The sequence below is a fragment of the Streptomyces sp. NPDC085460 genome, assembly GCF_044541975.1.
Lineage (GTDB): Bacteria > Actinomycetota > Actinomycetes > Streptomycetales > Streptomycetaceae > Streptomyces.
In genome coordinates this window covers 758,293-780,560 of the sequence record NZ_JBITTO010000002.1, presented here as the reverse complement: position 1 = coordinate 780,560, position 22,268 = coordinate 758,293, and the positions used below count along the sequence as shown (strand labels likewise).

Genomic DNA, 22,268 nt, shown 5'->3' with positions numbered 1-22,268 from the left:
CGTTGAACCCGGATGTACACAGTTCTCCGCATGGAGGATCAACTCGGACGAAGGGAGAAGCCATGCGCTTCGAAATTCTGCGCCTCGACGACATCGACGGCACGCCCGTCGACTCGACCGTCGTGGACGCCGCCTCCGTCAACCGGATCGTGCAGCAGGCCGCCGCGATCGGCCAGCGCATCTGGATCCGACCCGCAGAGACCTCCGCCTCGTAACGGGGCAGGTCCACACCACGCACCGCGCCCCCGCGCGGACTCCGCTCGACGGAATCCGCACGGGGGCGCAGTGGTGTCCGGGGAGGGTCAGCTCCCCTGGACGACCTGGGTGACGCCGTTGATGATCTGCTGCACGGCGATCGCGGAGAGCATCATGCCGGCGAGCCGGGTCACGAGGACCACGCCGCCGTCCTTGATGACGCGGATGATCCCCAGCGAGAAGCGCATGGCCAGCCAGAGCACGACGTGCATGGCGGCGATGGCCGCCCAGACGGAGATCTGCGCGGCGGCGGTGTCGGCGTGCTGGACGGCGAGGATGACCGAGACGATGGCGCCGGGCCCGGCGAGCAGCGGCATGCCGAGCGGTACGAGGGCGACGTTGACGTCCTTGGTCTGCTTCGGCTCGTCGGTCTTGCCGGTGAGCAGGTCGAGCGCGATGAGCAGCAGCAGAAGGCCGCCCGCGATCATCAGGGCGGGGACGGAGACGTGCAGGTAGTCCAAGATCTGCTGGCCGAGGATGCCGAAGACGGTGATGACGCCGAAGGCGACGGCGACGGCCTGCCAGGCCATCCGGCGCTGGACCTTGGCGGGGCGGCCGGAGGTCAGGGCGAGGAAGATCGGCGTGATGCCGGGCGGGTCCATGATCACGAACAGGGTGAGGAAGAGCGAGCCGAAGACGGCGACGTCGAACACGGTGGGGTGCCTTGCGGTGAGGGTCGAACGGTGGGGTGGGGGGCACCCGGTCGGAATGGTTCATTCCGGCTCCGGGGCAGGAGGTACCCGCCCCGCGCGGCGGACGCGCGGGATCGGGGAGGCACGGGAGGGGGCGGCGGCCGGACGGCGTGGAGCCCCGCCGTCGCACGACGGCGGGGAGGGCGCCCCCTGACAGGTCCCGGGACCTGCCGGTCGGACAGGCCCTAGGCCGGGACTCCGCCGGCGCCGGGGACGGGGAAGGCCCCGGTGGCACGGCGGGTGATCTCGCCGTAGATCTCGGGGTCGGTGGTGTACTCGCCGAGCCGGCAGGTCTTGCGGCTGCCGTGGTAGTCGCTGGAGCCGGTGACCAGCAGGCCCAGCTCCTTCGCGAGCCCGCGCAGCCGCGCCCGGGTGGGCTCGTCGTGGTCCATGTGGTCGACCTCGATGCCGTCGAGCCCGGCCGCGGCGAGGGCGGCGATCGCGGACTCGGGCACGACCTGGCCGCGCTTGACGGCGGCCGGGTGGGCGAAGACGGTGACCCCGCCGGCCGCCTTCACCAGGCGGACCGCCTCCGCCGGGTCCAGCTCGTGCTTCTGCACGTGGGCGCGGCCGCCGTCGGCGAGCCACTCGGCGGTGAAGGCCCCGGAGACGTCGGGGACGACCCCCAGCTCGACCAGCGCCTCGGCGACGTGCGGCCGGCCCACGGAGCCGTCGCCCGCGATCCGCGCGACCTGCTCCCAGGTGACGGGCACGCCCAGCTCCTGGAGCCGGCCGACCATGGCGCGGGCGCGCGGCACCCGGTCGTCGCGGACCAGCTCGCGCTCGGCGAGCAGGGCCGGCTCCTCGGGGTCGAAGAGGTACGCGAGCATGTGCAGGCCGATGCCGTCGAGGCGGCAGGAGAGCTCGGCGCCGGGGACGACGGTCAGCCCCTCGGGCGCGGCGGCGATCGCCTCGGCGTGCCCGCGGGTGGTGTCGTGGTCGGTGAGCGCGACGACGTCGAGCCCGGCCGCGGCGGCGTTCCGCACCAGCTCGGCGGGGGTGTCGGTGCCGTCGGACGCCGTGGAGTGGCTGTGCAGGTCGATGCGCACGACGCGGTTCTCCAGGGGGCTCGGCACGGACGGGGGCGACGCTCCAGCATAACGGGCGATTCGCACCCGACTGTACGGAGTCGAAGTACAGGGAGCCCATTACGTCCGCCGGAAGTACGGGTTCCCATCACGGCCACCGGAAGTACGGGAGCCCATCACGGCCACCGGAAGCGCGGGGAGCCCATCACGCCCCCGGGCGGCGCCGGGAGCCCGGACGACCCCCGGGGCCCGGCGTGCCGTCAGCCCAGCAGACGCGGGGTGAGCGCCCCGCAGGGCAGCAGCTCGACCTCGGCGCCCGCGTCCCGCAGGTCGGTGAGGACGAGCTCGTCGTACATCAGCAGCCCGGACTGCTCCGGCCAGACGATCGCCCAGAGCCACAGCCCGCGGGCCTCGCCGGCGAAGACGGCCCGGTCGTGCGGGGTGCCGGTGACGTGCCAGAGCGGGGTGGGGCGGCCCGCGGCGAGGACCTTGGCCTGCGGGGGCTTGTCGATGGCCATGCCCGAGCCGGGGTCGGGGCCGTCGATGCCCGCGTACCGGGCGCCGAGGCCGACGCCCAGCTCCTCGGCGACGAGCAGCAGCTCGCCGATCCCGCCGAGCGGGCCGGGTCCGGAACAGGCGACGGCGGTGGCGCGCCCGCCGCTGCGGTCGTCACCGGCGTAGGCGACCCCGGTGAAGAGCCAGCCGACGGGGAGCGGCCAGGGCATCCAGACCGGCACGTGGGAGCGGTGCACGACGACGCCGAGGGCTTCGACACTGGGCGGGATCACGGGCTGCAGCGGATGCACGGGCCCGTGCACGTCGCACTGCCAGGAGTCGGCGAAGAGACCGGGCGCCCTGACCCGACCACCACACTTCGGACAACTGGGTTCGCCCCTCATAGGGCTCAACGGTCCTACCGCGCGCGCCTCCCGTCAAGAACGGCCGCACCCGATCACCCGTCCGGCAGGCGCCCCTTCACCCGTGCGCGCCCCCGGCTCCGCCACCCCTCAGTCCAGCGCCACCGAGCCGCGCAGCGGGTCCCGCAGGTCGGTGCCCCTGGCGAGCCAGCGCTCCTCCAGGGCCTGCGCCCCGTGCACCCGCTTCCACGCGGCCTCGTTCGGGGTCATCGGAAGCAGCGGCAGGAACGTGACGGGGTCCATCGGCGCGTCCAGTTCCAGGTCCTCCACGAGCCCGCCCGACCCGGCGACCAGGACCGAGCTGAAGCCGGCCCCCGGCCACAGCGGCTCGCCCAGGTCGAGCGAGGCGCCGGGGGCCACGACGACGCCCTCCACCTGCGGGGTGGCGGCGAACACCGCCAGCGGGCGCAGCACCTTGTCGGTGTCGGCGCGGCCGAGCCGTACGGTCAGGACCAGTTCGGCGCGCGGCCCCTTCACGGGGTCGGCCAGCGCGGCCGTCGGGTCGGCCATCGGGGCGGCGGACATGCCGAGCGTGGCGTAGCGCACGAGCCCGGCCTCCGCGTCGACGAAGCGGAGCACCTCGATGCGGTCGGTGCCGAGGAAGGTGACCGCGGCCCGCGCGTCCGGTTCGCCGAGGGCCGTACGCAGCCGGGCCTCGACCAGTGCAAGAACTTCTCCCATGCGGCGAGCATAGATCGCGCATGGAACGGGCAAAGTAAGGGATTGACCCTCGGTCGGCTGATAGTGTTGGCCAGTGGTCGGGTTTCCCGACTGCTCGTCACACGTCATCCCTCACGGGGGACCGGCCGGAGGAGGTGGGACTGCGATGGATCGAAGTCGATCGGGCAGTACCAGCCGCTCTTCCGCCGCACCGCACCCGAGCCCGGTGCGTTCCTCTCTCCGGTGACCCCGGGTCCCTGAACCGCGGACCCCCTTCTCCGGCATCGCGTTCGACGGAAGAGCACTCCCCTCTTTGCCTGTCTGTGTTGCGAACGCCGTCGCCCCGAGCCGCCGGTGCCGCCCGCTTTGTGGACGACGTCCCTTCCCGTCCTCATTCCGGGTTGCGCCACGCTCTCACCGACGGCCTGTCCGTGAAGGAGAGCACGCCCATGTCGATGATCCGCGACCTGCGCGCCGCCGTACGGCCGAGCCTGCGCCAGAGCCCGCGCAAGACCCCGACCACGTACACCAACTACGACCCGACGCGTGACCACACCGCCTCCAGCGCCATCGTCGACTGCGCCGTCTACCGCGACGGGCAGCGGGTCGAGGACCGCGCCTGCCTCACCCCGCGCGGCGCGATGGCCCAGGTGCGCGAGTCCGGCGGATTCGCCTGGATCGGCCTGCACGAGCCGACCGAGGCCGAATTCGCCGGTATCGCCGCCGAGTTCGGACTCCACCCGCTCGCCGTCGAGGACGCCGTCCACGCCCACCAGCGGCCCAAGCTGGAGCGGTACGACGACACCCTCTTCACCGTCTTCAAGACGATCCACTACGTCGAGCACGCCGAACTCACCGCCACCAGCGAGGTGGTGGAGACCGGCGAGGTGATGTGCTTCACCGGGCCCGACTTCGTCATCACCGTCCGGCACGGCGGGCAGGGCTCGCTGCGCAACCTCCGCCACCGCCTCCAGGGCGAGCCCGAGTTGCTCGCCAAGGGCCCCTCCGCCGTCCTGCACGCCCTCGCCGACCACGTCGTCGACGGCTACATCGCGGTCGCCGACGCCGTCGAACTCGACATCGACCAGCTGGAGATCGACGTCTTCTCGCCGGCCACCAAGGGCTCCAAGCGGGGTACCGACACCGGCCGGATCTACCAGCTCAAGCGCGAGGTGCTGGAGTTCAAGCGGGCCGTCACCCCGCTGCTGCGCCCGATGCAGCTGCTGAGCGAGCGGCCCATGCGGCTGGTCGACCCGGACATCCAGAAGTACTTCCGGGACGTCGCCGACCACCTCGCCCGCGTCCAGGAGCAGGTCGTCGGCTTCGACGAGCTGCTGAACTCGATCCTCCAGGCCAACCTGGCGCAGGCGACCGTCGCGCAGAACGAGGACATGCGCAAGATCACCTCGTGGGCGGCGATCGTCGCCGTCCCCACGGCGGTCTGCGGCGTGTACGGCATGAACTTCGACCACATGCCGGAGCTGCACTGGCGGTACGGCTACCCGATGGTGCTCGGCGGCATCGCCGTCATCTGCTTCACCATCCACCGCACGCTGAAGCGCAACGGCTGGCTCTGAAGCGCGACGGCCGGCTCCGGAGCGCGACCGGCGCGACGGCCGGCTCCGACGGGCCTGCCGCTAGGCTGCGGGCCATGACAGAAGAGCTGTTCCTCGTCGAGGAGGCCACCAAGAAGTCCGGCCTCGTGTGGGTCCGGGGCACCGGGCCCGCGCGGGCGCTCTGGCACGTCTGGCACGACGGCGCCGCCCATGTGGTGGGCGACGGGCCGGGCGAGCAGCCGCTGCCCGGCCTCGCCGACGGCGCCACCGCCGAGGTCACCGTCCGCAGCAAGGACAAGGGCGGCCGGATCGTCTCCTGGACGGCCGCCGTACGCCAGCTCGTCCCCGGCACCGAGGAGTGGGACGCGGCCGTCGCCGAGCTGAAGGGCAAGCGGCTGAACGCGCCCGACGGCGAGGCGATGCCCGCGCGCTGGGCGCGCGAGTGCCGGGTGCTGCGCCTCGACCCGCGTGCCGCGACGACCGACCTGCCGGACGGCTCGCTCGCGGCCGTCCCCCTGCCGTCCGGGGCGATCACCCGCCACCCGGTCCCGGCCGCCCTGCCGAAGCTGCTGTTCCGGCGCAAGCGGAAGGGCTAGCAGGCCAGCGCGGGCTCCGTCAGGTGCGGGGCAGCCGGCTGCCGTAGTCGAGGGTCTCCTCGCGGTCCGGCTCGGCCAGCGGGAAGTCCTTGTCCCACTCGGAGAGCACCACCAGGCCCGCTCCCCCGCCCCGGGCGAACTGGAGCGGGTAGGGGGAGCCCTCCAGGGCCACGTCGAGCGTGCCGCCCTCGCCGTCCGCGCCGCCCCGCACCTTCACCGTGCGGACGCCGCCGATCTGGTCCCGGTCGCCCTTGACGACGTCCCCGTGCAGCCCGATGAGACCGGTCAGCAGCTGGTCCATCTCGGTGAAGCCGCGCAGCTGCTTGTACGAGGGGTCGTCGCTCGGCACCTTCACGTACATGTCGTCCAGCTTGTCGGCGGCCTCCGTGTCGGCCTCGCTGGGCTTGCCGTCGCCCTTGTCCTCGTGCGTCCAGAAGCCGGCGTCGGCCTTGAGGTAGAGGGCGTCGCCGACCCGCAGCAGCTCGAAGGTGCTGTTCTTCGTGGTGACCGAGCCGGTGCCGCCGTTCTGCTTGAGCCGCATGTTCAGCTTGTAGGTGCCGCCCTTGCTGACCAGCGTGCCGGAGAGCCTGACCGCCTTCGCCGTGCCCGCCGCCGAGCGGGCCTCGCGCTCGATCTCGGACGCCGGCAGCTTCCCCACCCCGTTCGTCCCCTCGTCCGGATCGGCCCCGCAGGCCGTCAGCCCCACCGTGAGGCCCGCGCACAGCGCCAGGGGCAGGACGGCCCTGCGGAAGCGGGCGGCGGGGGTGAGGAAGGGTCGTGCCGACGGGATACGCGATGACGGGGTGCGGACGGTCACCTGCGCTGCCTCTCGTTCTTCGGTGGGGGAACGGCCCCGGCCGTACACACACGGCGGAAGGGGCCGCCGGAGTCGGCCGGACGCGCCGGCCGGTGCCGGTGGGGGGCGGCAGACCGCAGCGTACCCGGGCGGGCCCGGCGTCCCCGCAGGCAGCCGGACGGCGGCGCTGCCGGAGCGGGCCGGAACGCCACGGGCTAGCCTGAACCGTGCGAAGCCCGACAAGGGCCACGCAAACGGACGCGAAGCCCCCGGGGGCGGCGCGGCGACCCTGGATCGTGCGGCACCGAGGAGGCGCGAGGCATGGCGGCAGGCGCCCCCCGGATCTTCGTCTCCCACCTCACCGGCGTGGCCGTCTTCGACCCCGTCGGCGACCAGGTGGGCCGGGTCAGCGACGTGGTGGCGATGCTCCGCGTCGGCCGCCGCCCGCCCCGGCTGCTCGGCATGGTCGTCGAGGTGCTGAGCCGGCGCCGGGTCTTCGTCCCCATGACCCGGATCACCGGCGTCGAGTCCGGCCAGGTCATCACCACCGGCGTGGTCAACATGCGCCGCTTCGAGCAGCGGCCGACCGAGCGGCTGGTCCTCGGCGAGCTCCTCGACCGCAGGGTGACCCTGGTCGAGACCGGCGAGGAGGTCACCGTCCTCGACGTCGCCATCACCCAGCTCCCCGCCCGCCGCGACTGGGAGATCGACCGGGTCTTCGTCCGCCGGGGCAAGGGCGGCGCCCTGCGCCGCAAGGGCGAGACGCTCACCGTGGAGTGGTCGGCGGTCACCGGCTTCTCCCTGGAGGAGCACGGGCAGGGCGCCGAGAGCCTGGTCGCCACCTTCGAGAAGCTCCGCCCCGCCGACCTCGCCAACGCGCTCCACCACCTCTCCCCCAAGCGGCGCGCCGAGGTCGCCGCGGCTCTCGACGACGACCGGCTCGCCGACGTCCTGGAGGAGCTGCCGGAGGACGACCAGGTGGAGATCCTCGGCAAGCTGAAGGAGGAGCGGGCCGCGGACGTCCTGGAGGCGATGGACCCGGACGACGCCGCCGACCTCCTCAACGAACTGCCCGAGGAGGAGAAGGAACGGCTGCTCACGCTGATGCGGCCGGACGACGCCGCCGACGTGCGCCGGCTGATGTCGTACGAGGAGCGGACGGCGGGCGGCCTGATGACCACCGAGCCGATCGTGCTGCGCCCGGACGCCACCGTCGCCGACGCGCTCGCCCGGGTGCGGCAGCAGGACCTGTCGCCCGCCCTCGCGGCGCAGGTGTACGTGTGCCGGCCGCCGGACGAGACGCCGACCGGGAAGTACCTGGGCACGGTCCACTTCCAGCGGCTGCTGCGCGATCCGCCGTTCACGCTGGTCAGCTCGCTGGTCGACAGCGACCTGCCGCCGCTCGGCCCGGACACCCCGCTGCCGGCCGTGACCAGCTACTTCGCCGCGTACAACCTGGTGGCGGCGCCTGTCGTGGACGAGAGCGGCTCGCTGCTCGGCGCGGTCACGGTGGACGACGTGCTCGACCACCTGCTGCCCGACGACTGGCGGGAGACGGAGTTCCACGAGGAGGGGGTGCGCGGTGGCTGAGCGGCCGCAGGAACGGGACCGGGAGCGGGACCGGGACCGGGAGCGCGACCGGTCGCTCCCCCGCATCCGGCTCGACCAGCCCCGGATCCGCCGCTCGCGGCTGCTGCCGGAGTACGACCCCGAGGCGTTCGGGCGCATGTCGGAGCGGATCGCGCGGTTCCTCGGGACGGGCCGGTTCATCGTCTGGATGACGGTGATCATCATCGCCTGGGTGGTGTGGAACATCTTCGCCCCGGCGTCGCTGAAGTTCGACGAGTACCCGTTCATCTTCCTGACGCTGATGCTCTCCCTCCAGGCGTCGTACGCGGCTCCGCTGATCCTGCTGGCGCAGAACCGGCAGGACGACCGGGACCGGGTCAACCTGGAGCAGGACCGCAAGCAGAACGAGCGCTCGATCGCCGACACGGAGTACCTGACCAGGGAGATCGCGGCCCTCCGGATGGGTCTCGGCGAGGTCGCCACCCGGGACTGGATCCGGTCCGAACTCCAGGACCTGGTGAGGGAGCTGGAGGAGCGCGGGCAGGAGCGCGATCTATTCCCGCCGGACGGCGAGCGGCGGAGTGACGTACCCGACCGTTGACAGCCCTTTCATGGCGACGTGGTCGTCGCCGTACCATCAGACCTATGGCTACGGAAGACGCGGTGCTCGAAGCACTGGCGACGGTGAACGACCCCGAGATCAATCGTCCGATCACTGAGCTCGGCATGGTCAAGTCGGTGGAGATCGAACCGGACGGCAAGGTCGCGGTGACGGTCTACCTGACGGTCTCCGGCTGTCCGATGCGCGACACCATCACGCAACGCGTCACCGAGGCCGTCTCCCGCGTCGAGGGCGTCACCGGCGTCGACGTGACGCTGGACGTGATGAGCGACGAGCAGCGCAAGGAGCTGGCGGCGGCGCTGCGCGGCAACACCGCCGAGCGCGAGGTGCCGTTCGCGAAGCCGGGCTCGCTGACCCGGGTGTACGCGGTCGCCTCCGGCAAGGGCGGCGTCGGCAAGTCCTCGGTGACGGTGAACCTGGCCGCGGCGATGGCCGCCGACGGTCTGAAGGTCGGCGTCGTCGACGCGGACATCTACGGCCACAGCGTGCCGCGCATGCTGGGCGCGGACGGGCGTCCGACCCAGGTCGAGAACATGATCATGCCGCCGTCGGCGAACGGCGTGAAGGTCATCTCGATCGGCATGTTCACCCCGGGCAACGCGCCGGTGGTGTGGCGCGGCCCGATGCTCCACCGCGCGCTCCAGCAGTTCCTGGCGGACGTGTACTGGGGCGACCTGGACGTCCTGCTGCTCGACCTGCCCCCGGGCACCGGCGACATCGCGATCTCCGTCGCGCAGCTGGTGCCGAACGCGGAGATCCTGGTCGTGACGACCCCGCAGCAGGCGGCGGCCGAGGTCGCCGAGCGGGCCGGGTCGATCGCGGTGCAGACCCACCAGAAGATCGTCGGCGTGGTCGAGAACATGGCGGGGCTGCCCTGCCCGCACTGCGACGAGATGGTGGACGTCTTCGGCACGGGCGGCGGCCAGCTGGTCGCCGACGGCCTCTCCCGCACCACGGGCACGACGGTCCCGGTCCTGGGGTCGATCCCGATCGACGTGCGGCTGCGCGAGGGCGGCGACGACGGCCGCCCGGTCGTCCTGTCGAACCCGGACTCCCCGGCCGGCGCGGCGCTGCGGTCCATCGCCGGCAAGCTCGGCGGCCGTCAGCGCGGTCTGTCGGGCCTGAGCCTGGGCATCACCCCGCGCAACAAGTTCTGATCCTCGTCGAGGATCCGGTCCTCGACGAGGATCCGGTCCTCGACGGGGAGATACGGCGAAGGGCGTCCCGGTGCGGGGCGCCCTTCGCCGTGTCCGGTGCCTCAGGCGTACGTGCCGAGGTCCTTGATCTGCGCGAAGCCGAGCCCGTACGCGCTCATGCCCCGCCCGTACGCGCCGATGTGCACGTCCCCCGTGGAACCGGCGAGCACCCAGCCGAACTCGGACTCGCGGTAGTGGAAGGGCACCGGCACGCCGTCGACCGGCAGCGACAGCGCGGACCAGGCGGGCCCGTCGAGGTCGTCGGCCAGCTCGAAGGCCGTCTCGGTCTGCTGGTCGAGCCAGTGGTCCCGCAGCCCGTGGTCGAGCGAGGCGGGCCAGGTGTGGGCGAGCAGCCCGGAGCCGGCCAGCCAGGCGGCGGAGGAGACGGTGGTGGCGTCGAGGACGCCGGTGCCGTCGCCGGTGCGCCGTACGGGGTGCGCGGCGACCGTCACGACGACGGCGAACCGCTCCTTCTCCGCGCCGGCGGCCTCGGACCTTATCGACGGCTCGTCACCGTGGCCCACCGAGCCGTGCTGGACGGTGCCGTCCGCCGCCGTGCCGATCTGCATCAGCCGGCGGGGACCGGTGAACGCCTCGTCGAGCCCGTACCAGGCGAAGGGCGCGCGCAGAAAGCCCTCGGCTTCCACCCGACTCGTCGTCTTCATCTCGGCCGCCTCCTCGTTCTGTCAACTCAAGGAGGATAGCGACCGGTCGGTGACCGCCCGTGTCAGGTCGCGTCGGAGTCGTACGGCGGCCGCTCCGGCGCGTCGGGCTTGTCCTGCTTCTTCAGCAGGTCGGGCGGCGCGGAGCCGTTGACCGTCGCCGGGGCGGCGGGAGCGCTCTCGCGGCTGTTGACCGCGTCGGCGACCTCGTTCATCTCCTTGCGGAGGTCGAACGTGGAGCGCAGCTCCTTGAGCTCGCTGAGGTCCTCGTTGCCGTCGAGCTGCTTGCGGATGAAGGTCTTCGGGTTGAGGTCCTCGAACTCGAAGTCCTTGAAGTCCGGTCCCAGCTCGGTGCGGATGTCCTCCTTGGCGCTGTCGGAGAACTCCCGGACCTTCCGGATGAAGCGCGAGACGTCCTGGACGACCTTCGGCAGCTTGTCCGGGCCGAAAATGAGCACGGCGAGCACGATGAGCGTCACCAGCTCGAGTGCGCCTATGTCGCTGAACACCTAGTAGCTCCTTCACGCCGGACCATGGCGGCCCGCCCCACGGTACCCGCCCGTGCTGCCGGACGGGTACCTTGCGATGTCCGCCACATGTACCTCGGGTGCCGCCGTGCCCCCGGGCTCAGCCGCCCTGGGCGGCGCCGAGGGTGACGGTCCTGGTCAGTTCCTTGCCGTCGCGGGTCAGGGTGAGGGCGAGTGCGTCGCCGGGACGGTGGGCGCGGATCTTCACGATCAGCTCCTCGCCGTTGTGCACCCGCTGGCCGTCGACCTTGGTGATGACGTCGCCGGGGCGCAGGCCGGCCTTGGCGGCGGGTCCTTCGGGGGTGACGGAGGGGGTGCCGTCCTTGCCCTTGTCGCCGACGCGGGCGCCGTCGCCGTTGAACTGCATGTCGAGGCTGACGCCGATGACGGGGTGGGTGGCCTTGCCGGTGTTGATGAGTTCCTCGGCGACCCGCTTGCCCTGGTTGATCGGGATGGCGAAGCCGAGGCCGATGGAGCCGGCCTGGCCGCCGCTGCCGCCGTCCCCGTCGCCGGAGCCGCCGGCGGCGCGGATGGCGCTGTTGATGCCGATGACGCGGCCCTTGCCGTCGAGGAGGGGGCCGCCGGAGTTGCCGGGGTTGATGGGCGCGTCGGTCTGGAGGGCATCGACGTAGGAGACGTCGCTGCCGTCGCCCTTCTCGCCGCCGGCGGTGATCGGGCGCTCCTTGGCGCTGATGATGCCGGAGGTGACCGTGTTGGAGAGGTCGAAGGGGGCGCCGATCGCGACGACGGGGTCGCCGACGCGGACGTCCTCGGAGTTGCCGAGCGGCAGCGGCCTGAGGCCGGTGACGCCGGTGACCTGGACGACGGCGAGGTCGTAGCCGGCGTCCTTGCCGATGAGCTTGGCGGAGGCGGTCTCGCCGCTGGAGAAGGTGACGGTGATGTCGCCGGAGGAGGAGGCGGCGTCGACGACGTGGTTGTTGGTGAGGATGTGGCCGCGGTTGTCGAGGACGAAGCCGGTGCCGGTGCCGGCGGAGCCGCCGCCGCTGACGTGCAGGGTGACGACGCCGGGCAGCGCGCTGGCGGCGATGCCGGCGACGCTCTCGGGGGCGCGGTCGGTGGTCCCGGCCTCGGCCTGCGGGAGCTCGACGGTGGTGATGCCGCCGTTGCGCTCGACGTAGGCGCCGACGCCGCCGCCGATGACGCCGGTGAGCAGGGCGAAGGCGAGGGCGCCGACGAGGGCGAGGCCGCGCCGGGACTTCTTCCGGGCGGGCGGGGGTACGGCTCCGGCGCCGGCGCCCCAGGGGTCGTACTGGCCCCAGGCGGCCGTCTGCGGCGGCACGGGCCCCTGCGGCGGCGGCACGGGCGCCCCGTGCGGGGGTACGGCGGCCTGCGGGGCCGGGGCGGGCGCGGCGGGGTGCTGCACGGGCGGGGCGGGCGCCCACGGACCGGGCTCGCCGTAGGGCGGCGTGCGGTACTCGTCGGGCTCGTGGAGGGGCTGCCGGGCGGCGGCGACGGCCGGGGCGGGCTCCGTGACGGGCTCCGGAGCGGGCGCCGGTACGGGCTCCGTCACGAGCTCCGTCACGGCGGTCCGCTCGGACGCGGGGGCCGCCGGGGCGGACGCGGGGGCCGGAGCGGGCACAGCGGCCGAGGCGGCCGGGGCGGCCGGGGCGTCGGCGTGCGCGGGCTCCGGACGCTCCTGCGGGGCCTCGGCGGTGACGGCGGCCGGGGCGGGATCCGGCGCCGAGGCCGGGGCGGCGTCCGGCGCGGGGGCCTTCGTCATGTCGACCTTGGGGGCGGCGGGCGGCTCGGCGGCCGGCTCCGGCGCGGCGGGATCGGCGGGGTCAGGGGCCTGGAGGGGGAAGTCCTCCTCCTCCACCGGGGGCGGCGTGGATATCCGCGCCGCCTCCGGGGGCGTCGAAGGCCGGCTCCACCAGTTCGGCTTCCCGTCGTTCATGCTCTCCCCGCAACCGCTGACCCGTGAGCGCGCCGGTGTCGGGCGCTCTGACCGAGGATTCAACCAGGTCGGGGGTCAGCGGTGGGAGCCCGGCGGGCTGCCGGACGGGCTCGGGGCCGGACTGGGCACCGGTCCCAGGGCCGGCCGGAGCGCGTGGGGCGTGGCGCGTATGAACGGCGAGAGGGCGAAGAGCGCGTGCGTCTGCGCGGCCCGGAGCCGTATCCCCGGGACCGGGCCCGCCCGGTCCACGTCCGCCGGGACGGCCCCGGAGGGGACCGTGCCGCCCGGGACGAGCGGGGCGCTGCCGATCGCCTGGGCGCCGCCCGCCGAGCGGTCGGAGCGGTCCGACCGGCCGGCCGCCGCGCCGAAGGCGGAGCCCGGTGCCGCGGAGGCGCCGGCGCGCAGCGGGGTGACGGCGCTGCCGGTGCCCTGGCCGCCGCGGGCCGTGGTGTTCAGGGAGCTCTCGACGGGCAGGGTGCCGCCGAGGGCGATGGCCGCGAAGGAGACCGCGCCGGCGGCGGCGACGGCGAAGCGCCGGCCGCGGCCGGACGGGCTGACGGCGTGGACCCGGAAGCCGGTGCCGGTGTCCGGGGTGCGGGGCGCGGCGGGGGGCGCGGTGGCGAAGCCGTCGCTCTTCACGCCGCCGGCTTCGAGGAGTTGCTCCAGCGGGGAGCGCCCGGGGTCCCCGGGGCCGCCGGGAAGGCCCTGGAGGCGGGCGAGGAAGCCCTCGGAGGGCTGGGGGGCTCCGCTGGCCGCGAAGACGCTCTTCAGGGCGCGCTGCGCGTCGGCCTCGGCCTTGCAGCGGGCGCACGTGGCGAGGTGGGCGAGGACCCGCTCGCGGGCGTCATGGCCGAGCTCGCCGTCGACGAGCGCGGCGAGCCGGTCCCCGAGGTGGTGCTCCGCGGGGCTCGGGGACGGAGGAAGGGTGCCGCTCACGCTGTCCCGGCCTCCCATCCGACGGTGGCCAGGGCGCGCTCCGCCCGGGCCTCGGGCGACCGGTGCTTCAGCGCCTTGCGCAGGTGGGAGCGGCCGCGGTGGATGCGGCTGCGGACGGTGCCGAGCTTCACGCCGAGGGTCGCGGCGATCTCCTCGTACGAGAGTCCCTCGATGTCGCAGAGGACGACGGCGGCGCGGAACTCGGGCGCCAGGGTGTCGAGGGCCTGCTGGACGTCGGCGTCGAAGTGGGTGTCGTTGAACACCTGCTGCGGGGAGGGCTCACGGCTGGGGAGCCGCTCGGCGGCGTCGTCGGCGAGCGCGTCGAAGCGGATGCGCTGCTTGCGGCGGACCATGTCGAGGAAGAGGTTGGTCGTGATGCGGTGCAGCCAGCCCTCGAAGGTGCCGGGGGTGTACGTCGACAGCGAGCGGAAGACGCGGACGAAGACCTCCTGGGTGAGGTCCTCGGCGTCGTGCTGGTTGCCGGTGAGGCGGTAGGCCAGGCGGTAGACGCGACCGCTGTGCGTGCTGACGATCTCCTCCCAGGTGGGCGGAGTCCACGCCTGCGATTCCGCATCCGATGCGAAGGTCGCGGTGGTCGGTGCGGTGGCGGTGGTGTGGAGCTTGTCAGCGGTGTCGGTCACGGATTTCGGCTCACCCGCCGACCTGAGGAGGCGCCTGAACGCCCCTCTCCGATCCACAGGCGCAGCCGCACCTCCCCTATCGGCTCTGGTGGTGTCCAGTGGAGCCCCTACCATAGCCACCTCGCCCGTTAGCTCCGGATAAGAATCTTTACGAGCATTTGAATCGGCGTCGTCCGCCGCTCCTCCTGCGCGCCCTTCCCCTGGTGAACGCCCGGTCCCATCTGCGGGTTCCCGCTGACAGCGGATACAGTCACCGTTGCGCCAACTAAGGGGACAGGAGAGGGCCATTACCGCCAACCGGCAGACGAACTGGGCGTTCGCCGACGCCTTTGTCGCCGAGGACGAAGCGCTGCGCTGGGCCCGGGAGCGGGCCCGGGAGGCAGGGCTGCCCTCGGTGTCGCCGGGCACGGGTGCGGCGCTGCGTCTGCTGGCCGCGTCGGCGGACGCCAAGGCGGTGGCCGAGATCGGTACGGGCACGGGCGTGTCGGGGATCTACCTGCTGCTCGGGATGCGCCCGGACGGCACCCTGACCACGGTGGACGAGCAGCCGGACCACCAGCAGTTCGCCAAGGCGGCGTTCCGGGCGGCGGGCTTCGCGGGCAACCGGGCGCGGTTCATCCCCGGGCGGGCCCTCGACGTGCTGCCGCGGCTCGCGGACGGCGGGTACGACCTCGTCTTCTGCGACGGCGACCGGGGCGAGTACCCGGACTATCTCGCTGAATCGTTGCGCCTGCTCCGACCTGGGGGTCTGGTCTGCTTCGAGGGCGTCTTCGCGGACGGCCGCACGGTCGACTCGGGCGCCCAGCCGGCCGAGGTGCAGCGGGTCCGCGAGCTGCTGCGCACGGTCCGCGAGAGCTCCCAGCTGCTGCCGACCCTGCTGCCGGTGGGCGACGGCCTGCTGTGCGCGGTCCGGCGCGGCTGAGCCCGAAAAGTCCGGTACGGCGCCGAAGCCGGCGGTCGAGCCCGAAAAGTCCGGTACCGCGCCGAAGCCGGCGTGTCCGAGCCGGTGAGGCTCCTCCCCGCCCCGGACACGCCTCCCCGTCCCGAACCCGCCCCCCGCCCCGCCCCGGACACACCGCTGCCCCGGACGGCCGGGGCCGTACCGGGGCAGCGGTGCAGGAATGCGGGAGGGTCAGCCGACGACCTTCTTCAGGGCGTCACCGAGAGCCTCGGCCTCGTCCGGGGTCAGCTCGACTACGAGCCGACCGCCGCCTTCGAGCGGAACGCGCATGACGATGCCCCGCCCCTCCTTGGTCACCTCGAGCGGGCCGTCACCCGTCCGCGGCTTCATGGCCGCCATGCTCGTTCCCCTTCCTGAAACCAGCTCATCCACAGCCGGGCAGCTCCGTACCGCGGAGCACGCGTCACCGGCTTCGAACACATTGCTTCCAGGTCATTATCCCGCATCGCAGGACCCGATGACCAACATCGATCCGCATCGCTTGCGCAACGCGCTCCCGCAAAACCCCACATTTCGGCGTCGGGCCTGCGATACTTCGCCGCCGCGGGTCGCTCCGCGGCCCCCGATTCTTTGACGCAGCTCACATGGGCGGTACGGGTGATCTCCGTCATGCTGGGCGGATCACAGCCGACGCACGAGACGAAGGGGTCCCGATGGCCGACACGGTCCTGTACGAAGTGAGCGACGGGCTCGCCACCATCACGCTCAACCGGCCGGAGGCCATGAACGCGCTGAACGTGGCCGCGAAGGTGGCGCTGCGGGACGCGGCCGAGGCGGCGGCGGCCGACCCGGCGGTCCGTGCGGTGCTGCTCACGGCGGCGGGCGACCGGGCCTTCTGCGTGGGGCAGGACCTGAAGGAGCACGTCGGGCTGCTCCTCCAGGACCAGGAGACGGGCAGCCGCGCCACGATGAACACGGTCCGGGACCACTACAACCCGATCGTCCGGGCGCTCACCGGCATGAAGAAGCCCGTGGTCGCGGCGGTGAACGGCGTCGCCGCCGGCGCGGGCTTCGGCTTCGCGCTCGCCGCGGACTACCGGATCGTCGCCGACACCGCGACCTTCAACACCTCGTTCGCGGGTGTGGCGCTCACCGCCGACTCGGGCATGTCCTGGACGCTGCCCCGGCTGATCGGCCGGAGCCGCGCCTCGGACCTGCTGCTCTTCCCCCGCTCGATCGGCGCCCAGGAGGCGTACGAGCTGGGCATCGTGAACCGGCTGGTCCCGGCGGCCGAACTGGCCGCCGAGGCCCGGAAGCTGGCCCGGAAGCTCGCCGAGGGCCCCACGGTCGCCTACGCGGCCCTGAAGGCGTCCGTCGCGTACGGCGACGACCACTCGCTCGACGAGGCGCTGGACAAGGAGGACGAGCTCCAGACCCTGGCCGGCGCCTCCGAGGACCACACGATCGCGGTCCGCGCCTTCCTGGCGAAGGAGAAGCCGAAGTACCTGGGGAAGTAGCCCCCTAGCGCCCGCCGCCGCCCCTGGCCACGCAGTCCTTCAGGTGGTCGTCGACCAGGCCGCACGCCTGCATCAGGGCGTAGGCGGTGGTCGGGCCGACGAAGCGGACGCCCCGCTTCTTCAGGGCCTTGGCCAGGGCCGTCGACTCGTCGGTGACGGCGGGGACGTCGGCCAGGGTGCGCGGGGCGGGGCGGCCGGGTTCGGGGGCGTGGGACCAGATCAGGGCGTCGAGCTCGCCGGGGTCCCAGCCGGCGAGCAGCTTCGCGTTGGCGAGGGTCGCGTCGATCTTGGCGCGGTTGCGGATGATGCCCTCGTCGACGAGGAGCCGCTCGCGGTCGGCCTCCCCGAAGGCGGCGACGGCCTCGATGCGGAAGCCGGCGAAGGCGGCGCGGAAGCCCTCCCGGCGGCGCAGGATCGTGATCCAGGACAGGCCGGACTGGAACGCCTCCAGGCAGAGCCGCTCGAAGAGGGCGTCGTCGCCGTGGACCGAGCGGCCCCACTCCTCGTCGTGGTACGCGGTGTAGTCCTCGGTCGACAGGCCCCAGGGGCAGCGCGGCAGCCCGTCGGGGCCGGGGATCGACCCGCCGGTCATCGCTCGTCGCCCTCCGCCGCGTCGCGGGACGGCGCGCCCGCGAGGGCCGCCTCAAGCTCGGCGATCCGGGCGTCGCGCTCGGCGAGTTCGGCGGCGAGCCGGTCCAGGACGTCGTCGACGTCCTCCATGCGGTAGCCGCGGGCGGCGACCGGGAGGCGCAGCGCCTCGACGTCCGCGCGGTCCACGGGGCGGCTCAGCGGCAGCGGGTCCACCAGCTGCTCGGGGGCCGCGTCGGGCAGCACCTCGCTGTCGCCGCCGCCGACCACGGCGAGGGTCACGGCCGCGACGACCACGACCATCGTGATGAGCAGAAACCAGAACACCAGCGCGCCTCTCCCGGAATGGAAAACGTCCCGTGCCGATCGTGCCATGCGCCACCGGCGGTTAGGGTCACAGTCGGCGCGGAGGACGCCGCCGAAGGGTCACGAGGGAGGACATAAGGGATGCTGCGCTTGGGACGGCGTGAGTTCGGGCCGCACGAGCCGGTGATCATGGCGATCGTGAACCGGACCCCGGACTCCTTCTACGACCAGGGCGCGACGTTCCTCGACGAGCCGGCGCTGACCCGCGTCGAGCAGGCGGTGGCCGAGGGCGCCGCGATCATCGACATCGGCGGGGTGAAGGCGGGCCCCGGCGAGGAGGTCAGCGCGGAGGAGGAGGCCCGCCGCACGGTGGGCTTCGTCGCGGAGGTCCGGCGCCGCCACCCCGACGTGGTGATCAGCGTGGACACCTGGCGGGCGGACGTGGGCGAGGCGGTCTGCGAGGCCGGAGCGGACGTGCTCAACGACGCGTGGGGCGGGGTGGACCCGCGGCTCGCGGAGGTCGCCGCGCGGTACGGGGCGGGCCTGGTCTGCACCCACGCGGGCGGCGCGGAGCCGCGTACCCGGCCGCACCGGGTGGAGTACGAGGACGTGATGGCCGACATCCTGCGGGTGACGGTGGGGCTGGCCGAGCGGGCCGTCGCGCTGGGCGTCCGGCGGGACGGGATCATGATCGACCCGGGCCACGACTTCGGGAAGAACACCCGGCACAGCCTGGAGGCGACCCGCCGCCTCGGCGAGATGACGGAGACCGGCTGGCCGGTGCTCGTGTCGCTCTCCAACAAGGACTTCGTCGGCGAGACCCTGGACCGGCCGGTGAAGGAGCGGGTGATCGGGACGCTGGCGACGACCGCCGTGTCGGCGTGGCTCGGCGCCCAGGTGTACCGGGTCCACGAGGTCGCGGAGACCCGCCAGGTGCTCGACATGGTGGCGACGATCGCGGGGCGGCGCGAGCCGTCCGTGACCAGGCGCGGCCTGGCCTAGGCCCTAGCCGCCTGCCCCCAGGGCTGCCACGACGCCGCCCCCGGCCCCGTACGCGACGGGACCGGGGGCGGCGTCGTGCGTACCGGGGATGGCGGGAGAGTGACGCGACGGTTTCTGTCACGCCCCTTCCCGTGGCCATGTGACGTGTGAAATTGTACGTCCGCTCCGAGGTCTTTGACGGAGCGCCGTCAATCACTCCCCCACGTGTCCGGCCGGTCATGCGGCCGCGCAAGGCCAGGAGGCCCAGTGACAACCGCCCGAATAACGGGACTGCCGTACCGCCTACGGCTTCTGACCGCCACGCTGGCGTCGTGTCTGGCGCTCGGGGTCCTCGCCCCGGCAGGCCAGGCCGCCGCCGCCCCCTCCCCCGCTCCCGTCCCCGCCCCCGCGCCCGCCGGCGCCGCCCCGCAGCCCGCGAGCGTCCCCGCCCCGGAGACCCTGGAGGCCGACCGCGCCGAAGGGAGAGTGCCCGCCTCCGGACGGCCCCCGGTCCTCGCCGCCCAGGACCTGGCCGCCGCCGCGAAGCCCTCCGCCGCGCGCGCCACGACCGCCGCCGCCTGCGACGTCACCGACTTCACCACCCGCACCGGCAGCGCCCTGGTCGAGGCCGTCAAGGCCGCCGACCCGAACTGCGTCAACGACCTCTTCCTGCTCACCGGCGGCGACGCCCGCGGCGCCTTCCGCGAGGCCCAGATGGTGACCGTCGCCGACGCGCTGCGCGCGAACTCCGCCGCGTACCCCGGCGACAACAGCACCTCCACCTACCAGCTGGTCTACTTCCTCCGCGCCGGCTACTACGTCCAGTGGTACAACTCCGGGGACGTCGGCGACTATGGACCGGCCCTCACCACCGCGATCAGGGGCGCCCTCGACGGCTTCTTCGGCAGCGCCCGCTCCCGGGACGTCACCACCGCCAACGCCGGCATCCTCGGCGAGACGGTCACCCTGATCGACAGCGCCCAGGAGAACGTCCGGTACCTCCCGGTCGTCAAGCGCCTCCTGACCGACTACGACGCCGGGACGTACAACGCCGTCGCCGGCATGACCCCGGCCGTCAACAACGTCAACACCGTGCTCTTCCGGGGCCACCAGACCGAGGGCTTCCTCGGCGCCGTCCAGGCCGACCCGAGCCTGCTCGACACCCTGGCCGCCTTCACCTCCCGCAACAAGGCGCTCCTCGGCGGCGACCACGGCTACCTGCCGTACAACACCGCCCGCGAGCTCGGCCGCTTCCTCCAGTACCCGGCGCTGCGCGGCAAGCTCCAGCCGCTGCTGCGCGGTCTCGCCGACGAGAGCGCCCCGAGCGGGAACACCGCGTACCTGTTCGCCGCCGTCGCCGAGATGGTCGAGGCGTACGACGCCGGCCGGGCCGCCGACTACGGCACCCTCGACGCGGCGGCCCGCCTGCGCGCCGGCATCCTCGTCACCAGCCACGCGTGCAGCCCGTCCGTCCGGGTCCTCGCCCAGCAGGTGACCCCGTCCGACCTGGCCACCGCCTGCGACAGCCTGCTCAAGCAGGACGCGTTCTTCCACGCCGTCGCCCGTGACCCGGGCCCGGTCGCCGACGACCACAACACCACCCTGGAGGTCGTCGTCTTCAACCGGCCGTTCGACTACCAGGTGTTCGCCGCCGCGATCTACGGCATCAACACCGACAACGGCGGCATGTACCTGGAGGGCGACCCGTCCGTCCCGGGCAACCTGCCCCGCTTCCTCGCCTACGAGAACACCCGCGCGCTGCCCGCCTTCGACGTGTGGAACCTGAACCACGAGTACACCCACTACCTCGACGGCCGCTTCAACATGCACGGCGACTTCACCGCCGGCGTCTCCACGCCCACCATCTGGTGGATCGAGGGCTTCGCCGAGTACGTCTCGTACTCCTACCGGAAGCTGCCGTACGACGCGGCGGCCGCCGCCGCGGGCCGGCACACCCACAAGCTGAGCACCCTCTTCGACACCACCTACGAGAACTCCGACACCGAGCGCACCTACCGCTGGGGCTACCTGGCCGTGCGCTACATGCTGGAGAAGCACCGCGGCGACGTGGACGCCGTCCTCGCCAAGTACCGGGCCGGCGACTGGAACGGCGCCCGCACCCTGCTGAAGACCACCATCGGCACCCGCTACGACGCGGACTTCGACACCTGGCTGACCGCCTGCGCCGCCGGTGCCTGCGCCACCGTCCCGGACCCGGGCCCCGGCCCGTCCCTGCCCGAGTGCACCGGCGCCGACACCCGCCGGCTCGACCGGGACTGCGCCCGCAGCAACGTCTCCGCGACCACCGGCAACTACGCGTACCACTACCTGTACGTGCCCGCCGGCACCCCGCGGCTGACCGTCACCACCACCGGCGCGAACGGCGAGGCCGACCTGTACTACAACGCCTCCGCCTGGGCCACCACGAGCGCCTGGACCAGCCGCTCCGTCCGGTCCGGCAGCGCCGAGACCCTGACCGTCGAGAACCCGCCCGCCGGGTACGTCTACATCAGCCTGCACGCCCGGGAGGGCTTCACCGGAGCGAGCGTCTCCGTCCGGTACTGACCCGGCGGACCGCCTCGCCCCCGTGGGGCGAGGCGGCTGCCCGGGCCCCTACCGGCCGACCTCCTTGGTGACGAGCGCGACCGCCTCCTCCACGTCGTCCGTGACGTGGAAGAGGAGCAGGTCGCGCTCGGACGCCTTGCCGCCCGCGACGACCGTGTCCTTCAGCCAGTCGACGAGCCCCTTCCAGTACGCGCTGCCGAACAGCACGATCGGGAAGCGGGTCACCTTGCGGGTCTGCACCAGCGTCAGCGCCTCGAAGAGCTCGTCGAGGGTGCCGAGGCCGCCGGGCAGGACGACGAAGCCCTGCGCGTACTTCACGAACATCGTCTTGCGGACGAAGAAGTACCGGAAGTTCACGCCGATGTCGACGTGCGGGTTGAGCCCCTGCTCGAAGGGCAGCTCGATGCCGAGGCCGACCGAGACGCCCTTCGCCTCCCGGGCGCCCTTGTTGGCCGCCTCCATGGCGCCCGGGCCACCGCCCGTGATCACCGCGAAGCCCGCCTCGACGAGCGCCCGGCCGATCCGGACCCCCGCCTCGTACTCGGGCGAGTCCGGCTTCGTACGGGCCGAGCCGAAGACGCTGATGGCGCTCGGCAGTTCGGCGAGGGCGCCGAAGCCCTCGACGAACTCGGACTGGATCCGCATGACCCGCCAGGGGTCGGTGTGCACCCACTCCGAGTCGCCCTCGGTGTCGAGCAGCCGCTGGTCCGTGGTGCCCGGCTGGACCTGGTCCCTCCGCCTCAGCACCGGACCGAGCCGCTGCTCCTCCGGCTTCGCCATTCCTTCGGGAATGCCCATGGCCTGCTCCCTCCGCCGATCCACGATCTTTGCTGTTGGGTCAG

Annotated in this window: 24 protein-coding genes; 10 read left to right on the top strand and 14 right to left on the bottom strand. The window is 73.1% G+C overall.

Translation table 11 applies throughout. The features are described from left to right. Positions 1-62 precede the first annotated feature (62 nt). The gene (locus tag ACIGHB_RS07790; protein ID WP_099054331.1) at positions 63-215 is read left to right on the top strand and encodes a hypothetical protein; all 153 of its coding nucleotides are present in this window, start codon (positions 63-65) and stop codon (positions 213-215) included. A gap of 87 nt (positions 216-302) precedes the next feature. Here the strand turns inward: ACIGHB_RS07790 and ACIGHB_RS07785 are convergent, their stop codons facing one another. The 4 genes from ACIGHB_RS07785 to ACIGHB_RS07770 form a co-directional block, all read right to left on the bottom strand. Continuing rightward, the gene (locus tag ACIGHB_RS07785) at positions 303-908 is read right to left on the bottom strand and encodes a MarC family protein (RefSeq protein ID WP_360313454.1); all 606 of its coding nucleotides are present in this window, start codon (positions 906-908) and stop codon (positions 303-305) included. A gap of 224 nt (positions 909-1,132) precedes the next feature. Continuing rightward, complete coding sequence (locus ACIGHB_RS07780) at positions 1,133-1,996, bottom strand: PHP domain-containing protein (RefSeq protein ID WP_360313519.1); 864 nt, start codon at positions 1,994-1,996, stop codon at positions 1,133-1,135. Positions 1,997-2,235: 239 nt separating this feature from the next. Beyond that, positions 2,236-2,874, bottom strand: coding sequence for a DUF6758 family protein (locus ACIGHB_RS07775; protein WP_360313452.1), 639 nt, complete (start codon positions 2,872-2,874; stop codon positions 2,236-2,238). Between the two features lie 108 nt (positions 2,875-2,982). Next, positions 2,983-3,573, bottom strand: a complete 591-nt coding sequence (locus ACIGHB_RS07770) for a suppressor of fused domain protein (RefSeq protein ID WP_360313450.1) — start codon at positions 3,571-3,573, stop codon at positions 2,983-2,985. Positions 3,574-4,001: 428 nt separating this feature from the next. Here ACIGHB_RS07770 and ACIGHB_RS07765 point away from each other — a divergent pair, with 428 nt between their 5' ends. Both ACIGHB_RS07765 and ACIGHB_RS07760 read left to right on the top strand, forming a co-directional pair. After that, entirely contained in the window at positions 4,002-5,129 is a 1,128-nt protein-coding gene (locus tag ACIGHB_RS07765; RefSeq protein ID WP_360313448.1) for a magnesium and cobalt transport protein CorA, read from the top strand. Between the two features lie 74 nt (positions 5,130-5,203). Beyond that, on the top strand, positions 5,204-5,704 hold the full coding sequence (locus ACIGHB_RS07760) for a hypothetical protein (RefSeq protein ID WP_360313446.1): 501 nt from the start codon (positions 5,204-5,206) through the stop codon (positions 5,702-5,704). 19 nt (positions 5,705-5,723) lie between these two features. On the opposite strand, the gene ACIGHB_RS07755 is transcribed toward ACIGHB_RS07760, so the two are convergent. After that, the gene (locus tag ACIGHB_RS07755) at positions 5,724-6,521 is read right to left on the bottom strand and encodes a hypothetical protein (RefSeq protein ID WP_360313445.1); all 798 of its coding nucleotides are present in this window, start codon (positions 6,519-6,521) and stop codon (positions 5,724-5,726) included. Between the two features lie 300 nt (positions 6,522-6,821). Here ACIGHB_RS07755 and ACIGHB_RS07750 point away from each other — a divergent pair, with 300 nt between their 5' ends. From ACIGHB_RS07750 to ACIGHB_RS07740, 3 genes are read left to right on the top strand one after another with little or no spacing between them, the layout of a single operon-like run. Then, positions 6,822-8,090 carry a magnesium transporter MgtE N-terminal domain-containing protein gene (locus tag ACIGHB_RS07750; protein WP_360313443.1) on the top strand — a complete coding sequence of 423 codons (1,269 nt, stop codon included), beginning with the start codon at positions 6,822-6,824 and terminating at the stop codon, positions 8,088-8,090. Further along, positions 8,083-8,670 (top strand): DUF1003 domain-containing protein, encoded by a 588-nt coding sequence (locus ACIGHB_RS07745; protein WP_399910412.1) that lies wholly within the window; start codon positions 8,083-8,085, stop codon positions 8,668-8,670. Before ACIGHB_RS07750 ends, ACIGHB_RS07745 begins: the two co-directional genes overlap by 8 nt. 44 nt (positions 8,671-8,714) lie before the next feature. Beyond that, the gene (locus tag ACIGHB_RS07740; RefSeq protein ID WP_360313441.1) at positions 8,715-9,848 is read left to right on the top strand and encodes an Mrp/NBP35 family ATP-binding protein; all 1,134 of its coding nucleotides are present in this window, start codon (positions 8,715-8,717) and stop codon (positions 9,846-9,848) included. Between the two features lie 101 nt (positions 9,849-9,949). Here the strand turns inward: ACIGHB_RS07740 and ACIGHB_RS07735 are convergent, their stop codons facing one another. The 5 genes from ACIGHB_RS07735 to sigE all read right to left on the bottom strand — a co-directional run bounded on the left by ACIGHB_RS07735 (position 9,950) and on the right by sigE (position 14,682). Further along, positions 9,950-10,552 carry a hypothetical protein gene (locus tag ACIGHB_RS07735; RefSeq protein ID WP_360313439.1) on the bottom strand — a complete coding sequence of 201 codons (603 nt, stop codon included), beginning with the start codon at positions 10,550-10,552 and terminating at the stop codon, positions 9,950-9,952. Between the two features lie 62 nt (positions 10,553-10,614). Continuing rightward, positions 10,615-11,058 carry a sec-independent translocase gene (locus tag ACIGHB_RS07730; protein WP_360313437.1) on the bottom strand — a complete coding sequence of 148 codons (444 nt, stop codon included), beginning with the start codon at positions 11,056-11,058 and terminating at the stop codon, positions 10,615-10,617. A 118-nt stretch (positions 11,059-11,176) separates the two neighbouring features. Then, complete coding sequence (locus tag ACIGHB_RS07725; RefSeq protein ID WP_399910408.1) at positions 11,177-12,991, bottom strand: S1C family serine protease; 1,815 nt, start codon at positions 12,989-12,991, stop codon at positions 11,177-11,179. 75 nt (positions 12,992-13,066) lie between these two features. Then, positions 13,067-13,927 (bottom strand): anti-sigma factor family protein, encoded by an 861-nt coding sequence (locus ACIGHB_RS07720; RefSeq protein ID WP_399910405.1) that lies wholly within the window; start codon positions 13,925-13,927, stop codon positions 13,067-13,069. Then, on the bottom strand, positions 13,924-14,682 hold the full coding sequence (gene sigE, locus ACIGHB_RS07715) for an RNA polymerase sigma factor SigE (RefSeq protein ID WP_360313431.1): 759 nt from the start codon (positions 14,680-14,682) through the stop codon (positions 13,924-13,926). Before sigE ends, ACIGHB_RS07720 begins: the two co-directional genes overlap by 4 nt. A gap of 142 nt (positions 14,683-14,824) precedes the next feature. On the opposite strand from sigE, the gene ACIGHB_RS07710 reads away from it, so the two are divergent. Further along, on the top strand, positions 14,825-15,490 hold the full coding sequence (locus tag ACIGHB_RS07710; RefSeq protein WP_360313429.1) for an O-methyltransferase: 666 nt from the start codon (positions 14,825-14,827) through the stop codon (positions 15,488-15,490). Positions 15,491-15,700: 210 nt separating this feature from the next. Here the strand turns inward: ACIGHB_RS07710 and ACIGHB_RS07705 are convergent, their stop codons facing one another. After that, positions 15,701-15,868 (bottom strand): DUF3117 domain-containing protein, encoded by a 168-nt coding sequence (locus ACIGHB_RS07705; protein WP_009997451.1) that lies wholly within the window; start codon positions 15,866-15,868, stop codon positions 15,701-15,703. 314 nt (positions 15,869-16,182) lie between these two features. Between ACIGHB_RS07705 and ACIGHB_RS07700 the strand changes: the two genes are divergently transcribed. Further along, positions 16,183-16,986 carry an enoyl-CoA hydratase/isomerase family protein gene (locus ACIGHB_RS07700; RefSeq protein ID WP_399910400.1) on the top strand — a complete coding sequence of 268 codons (804 nt, stop codon included), beginning with the start codon at positions 16,183-16,185 and terminating at the stop codon, positions 16,984-16,986. A gap of 4 nt (positions 16,987-16,990) precedes the next feature. Here the strand turns inward: ACIGHB_RS07700 and ACIGHB_RS07695 are convergent, their stop codons facing one another. Together ACIGHB_RS07695 and ACIGHB_RS07690 are read right to left on the bottom strand one after the other, a co-directional pair. Next, entirely contained in the window at positions 16,991-17,578 is a 588-nt protein-coding gene (locus tag ACIGHB_RS07695; protein ID WP_399910396.1) for a DNA-3-methyladenine glycosylase I, read from the bottom strand. Beyond that, positions 17,575-17,901, bottom strand: a complete 327-nt coding sequence (locus ACIGHB_RS07690) for a DivIVA domain-containing protein (RefSeq protein WP_388871980.1) — start codon at positions 17,899-17,901, stop codon at positions 17,575-17,577. The genes ACIGHB_RS07695 and ACIGHB_RS07690 overlap by 4 nt, the downstream gene beginning before the upstream one ends. Before the next feature lie 120 nt (positions 17,902-18,021). Here ACIGHB_RS07690 and folP point away from each other — a divergent pair, with 120 nt between their 5' ends. Together folP and ACIGHB_RS07680 are read left to right on the top strand one after the other, a co-directional pair. Then, positions 18,022-18,882: a dihydropteroate synthase gene (gene folP / locus ACIGHB_RS07685; RefSeq protein ID WP_360313421.1), complete on the top strand. Its 861-nt coding sequence runs from the start codon at positions 18,022-18,024 to the stop codon at positions 18,880-18,882. A gap of 246 nt (positions 18,883-19,128) precedes the next feature. Beyond that, positions 19,129-21,426 carry a M9 family metallopeptidase gene (locus ACIGHB_RS07680; protein ID WP_399910392.1) on the top strand — a complete coding sequence of 766 codons (2,298 nt, stop codon included), beginning with the start codon at positions 19,129-19,131 and terminating at the stop codon, positions 21,424-21,426. A gap of 48 nt (positions 21,427-21,474) precedes the next feature. Here ACIGHB_RS07680 and ACIGHB_RS07675 read toward each other — a convergent pair whose 3' ends face one another. After that, positions 21,475-22,224: a TIGR00730 family Rossman fold protein gene (locus ACIGHB_RS07675; RefSeq protein ID WP_360313417.1), complete on the bottom strand. Its 750-nt coding sequence runs from the start codon at positions 22,222-22,224 to the stop codon at positions 21,475-21,477. Positions 22,225-22,268 lie beyond the last annotated feature (44 nt).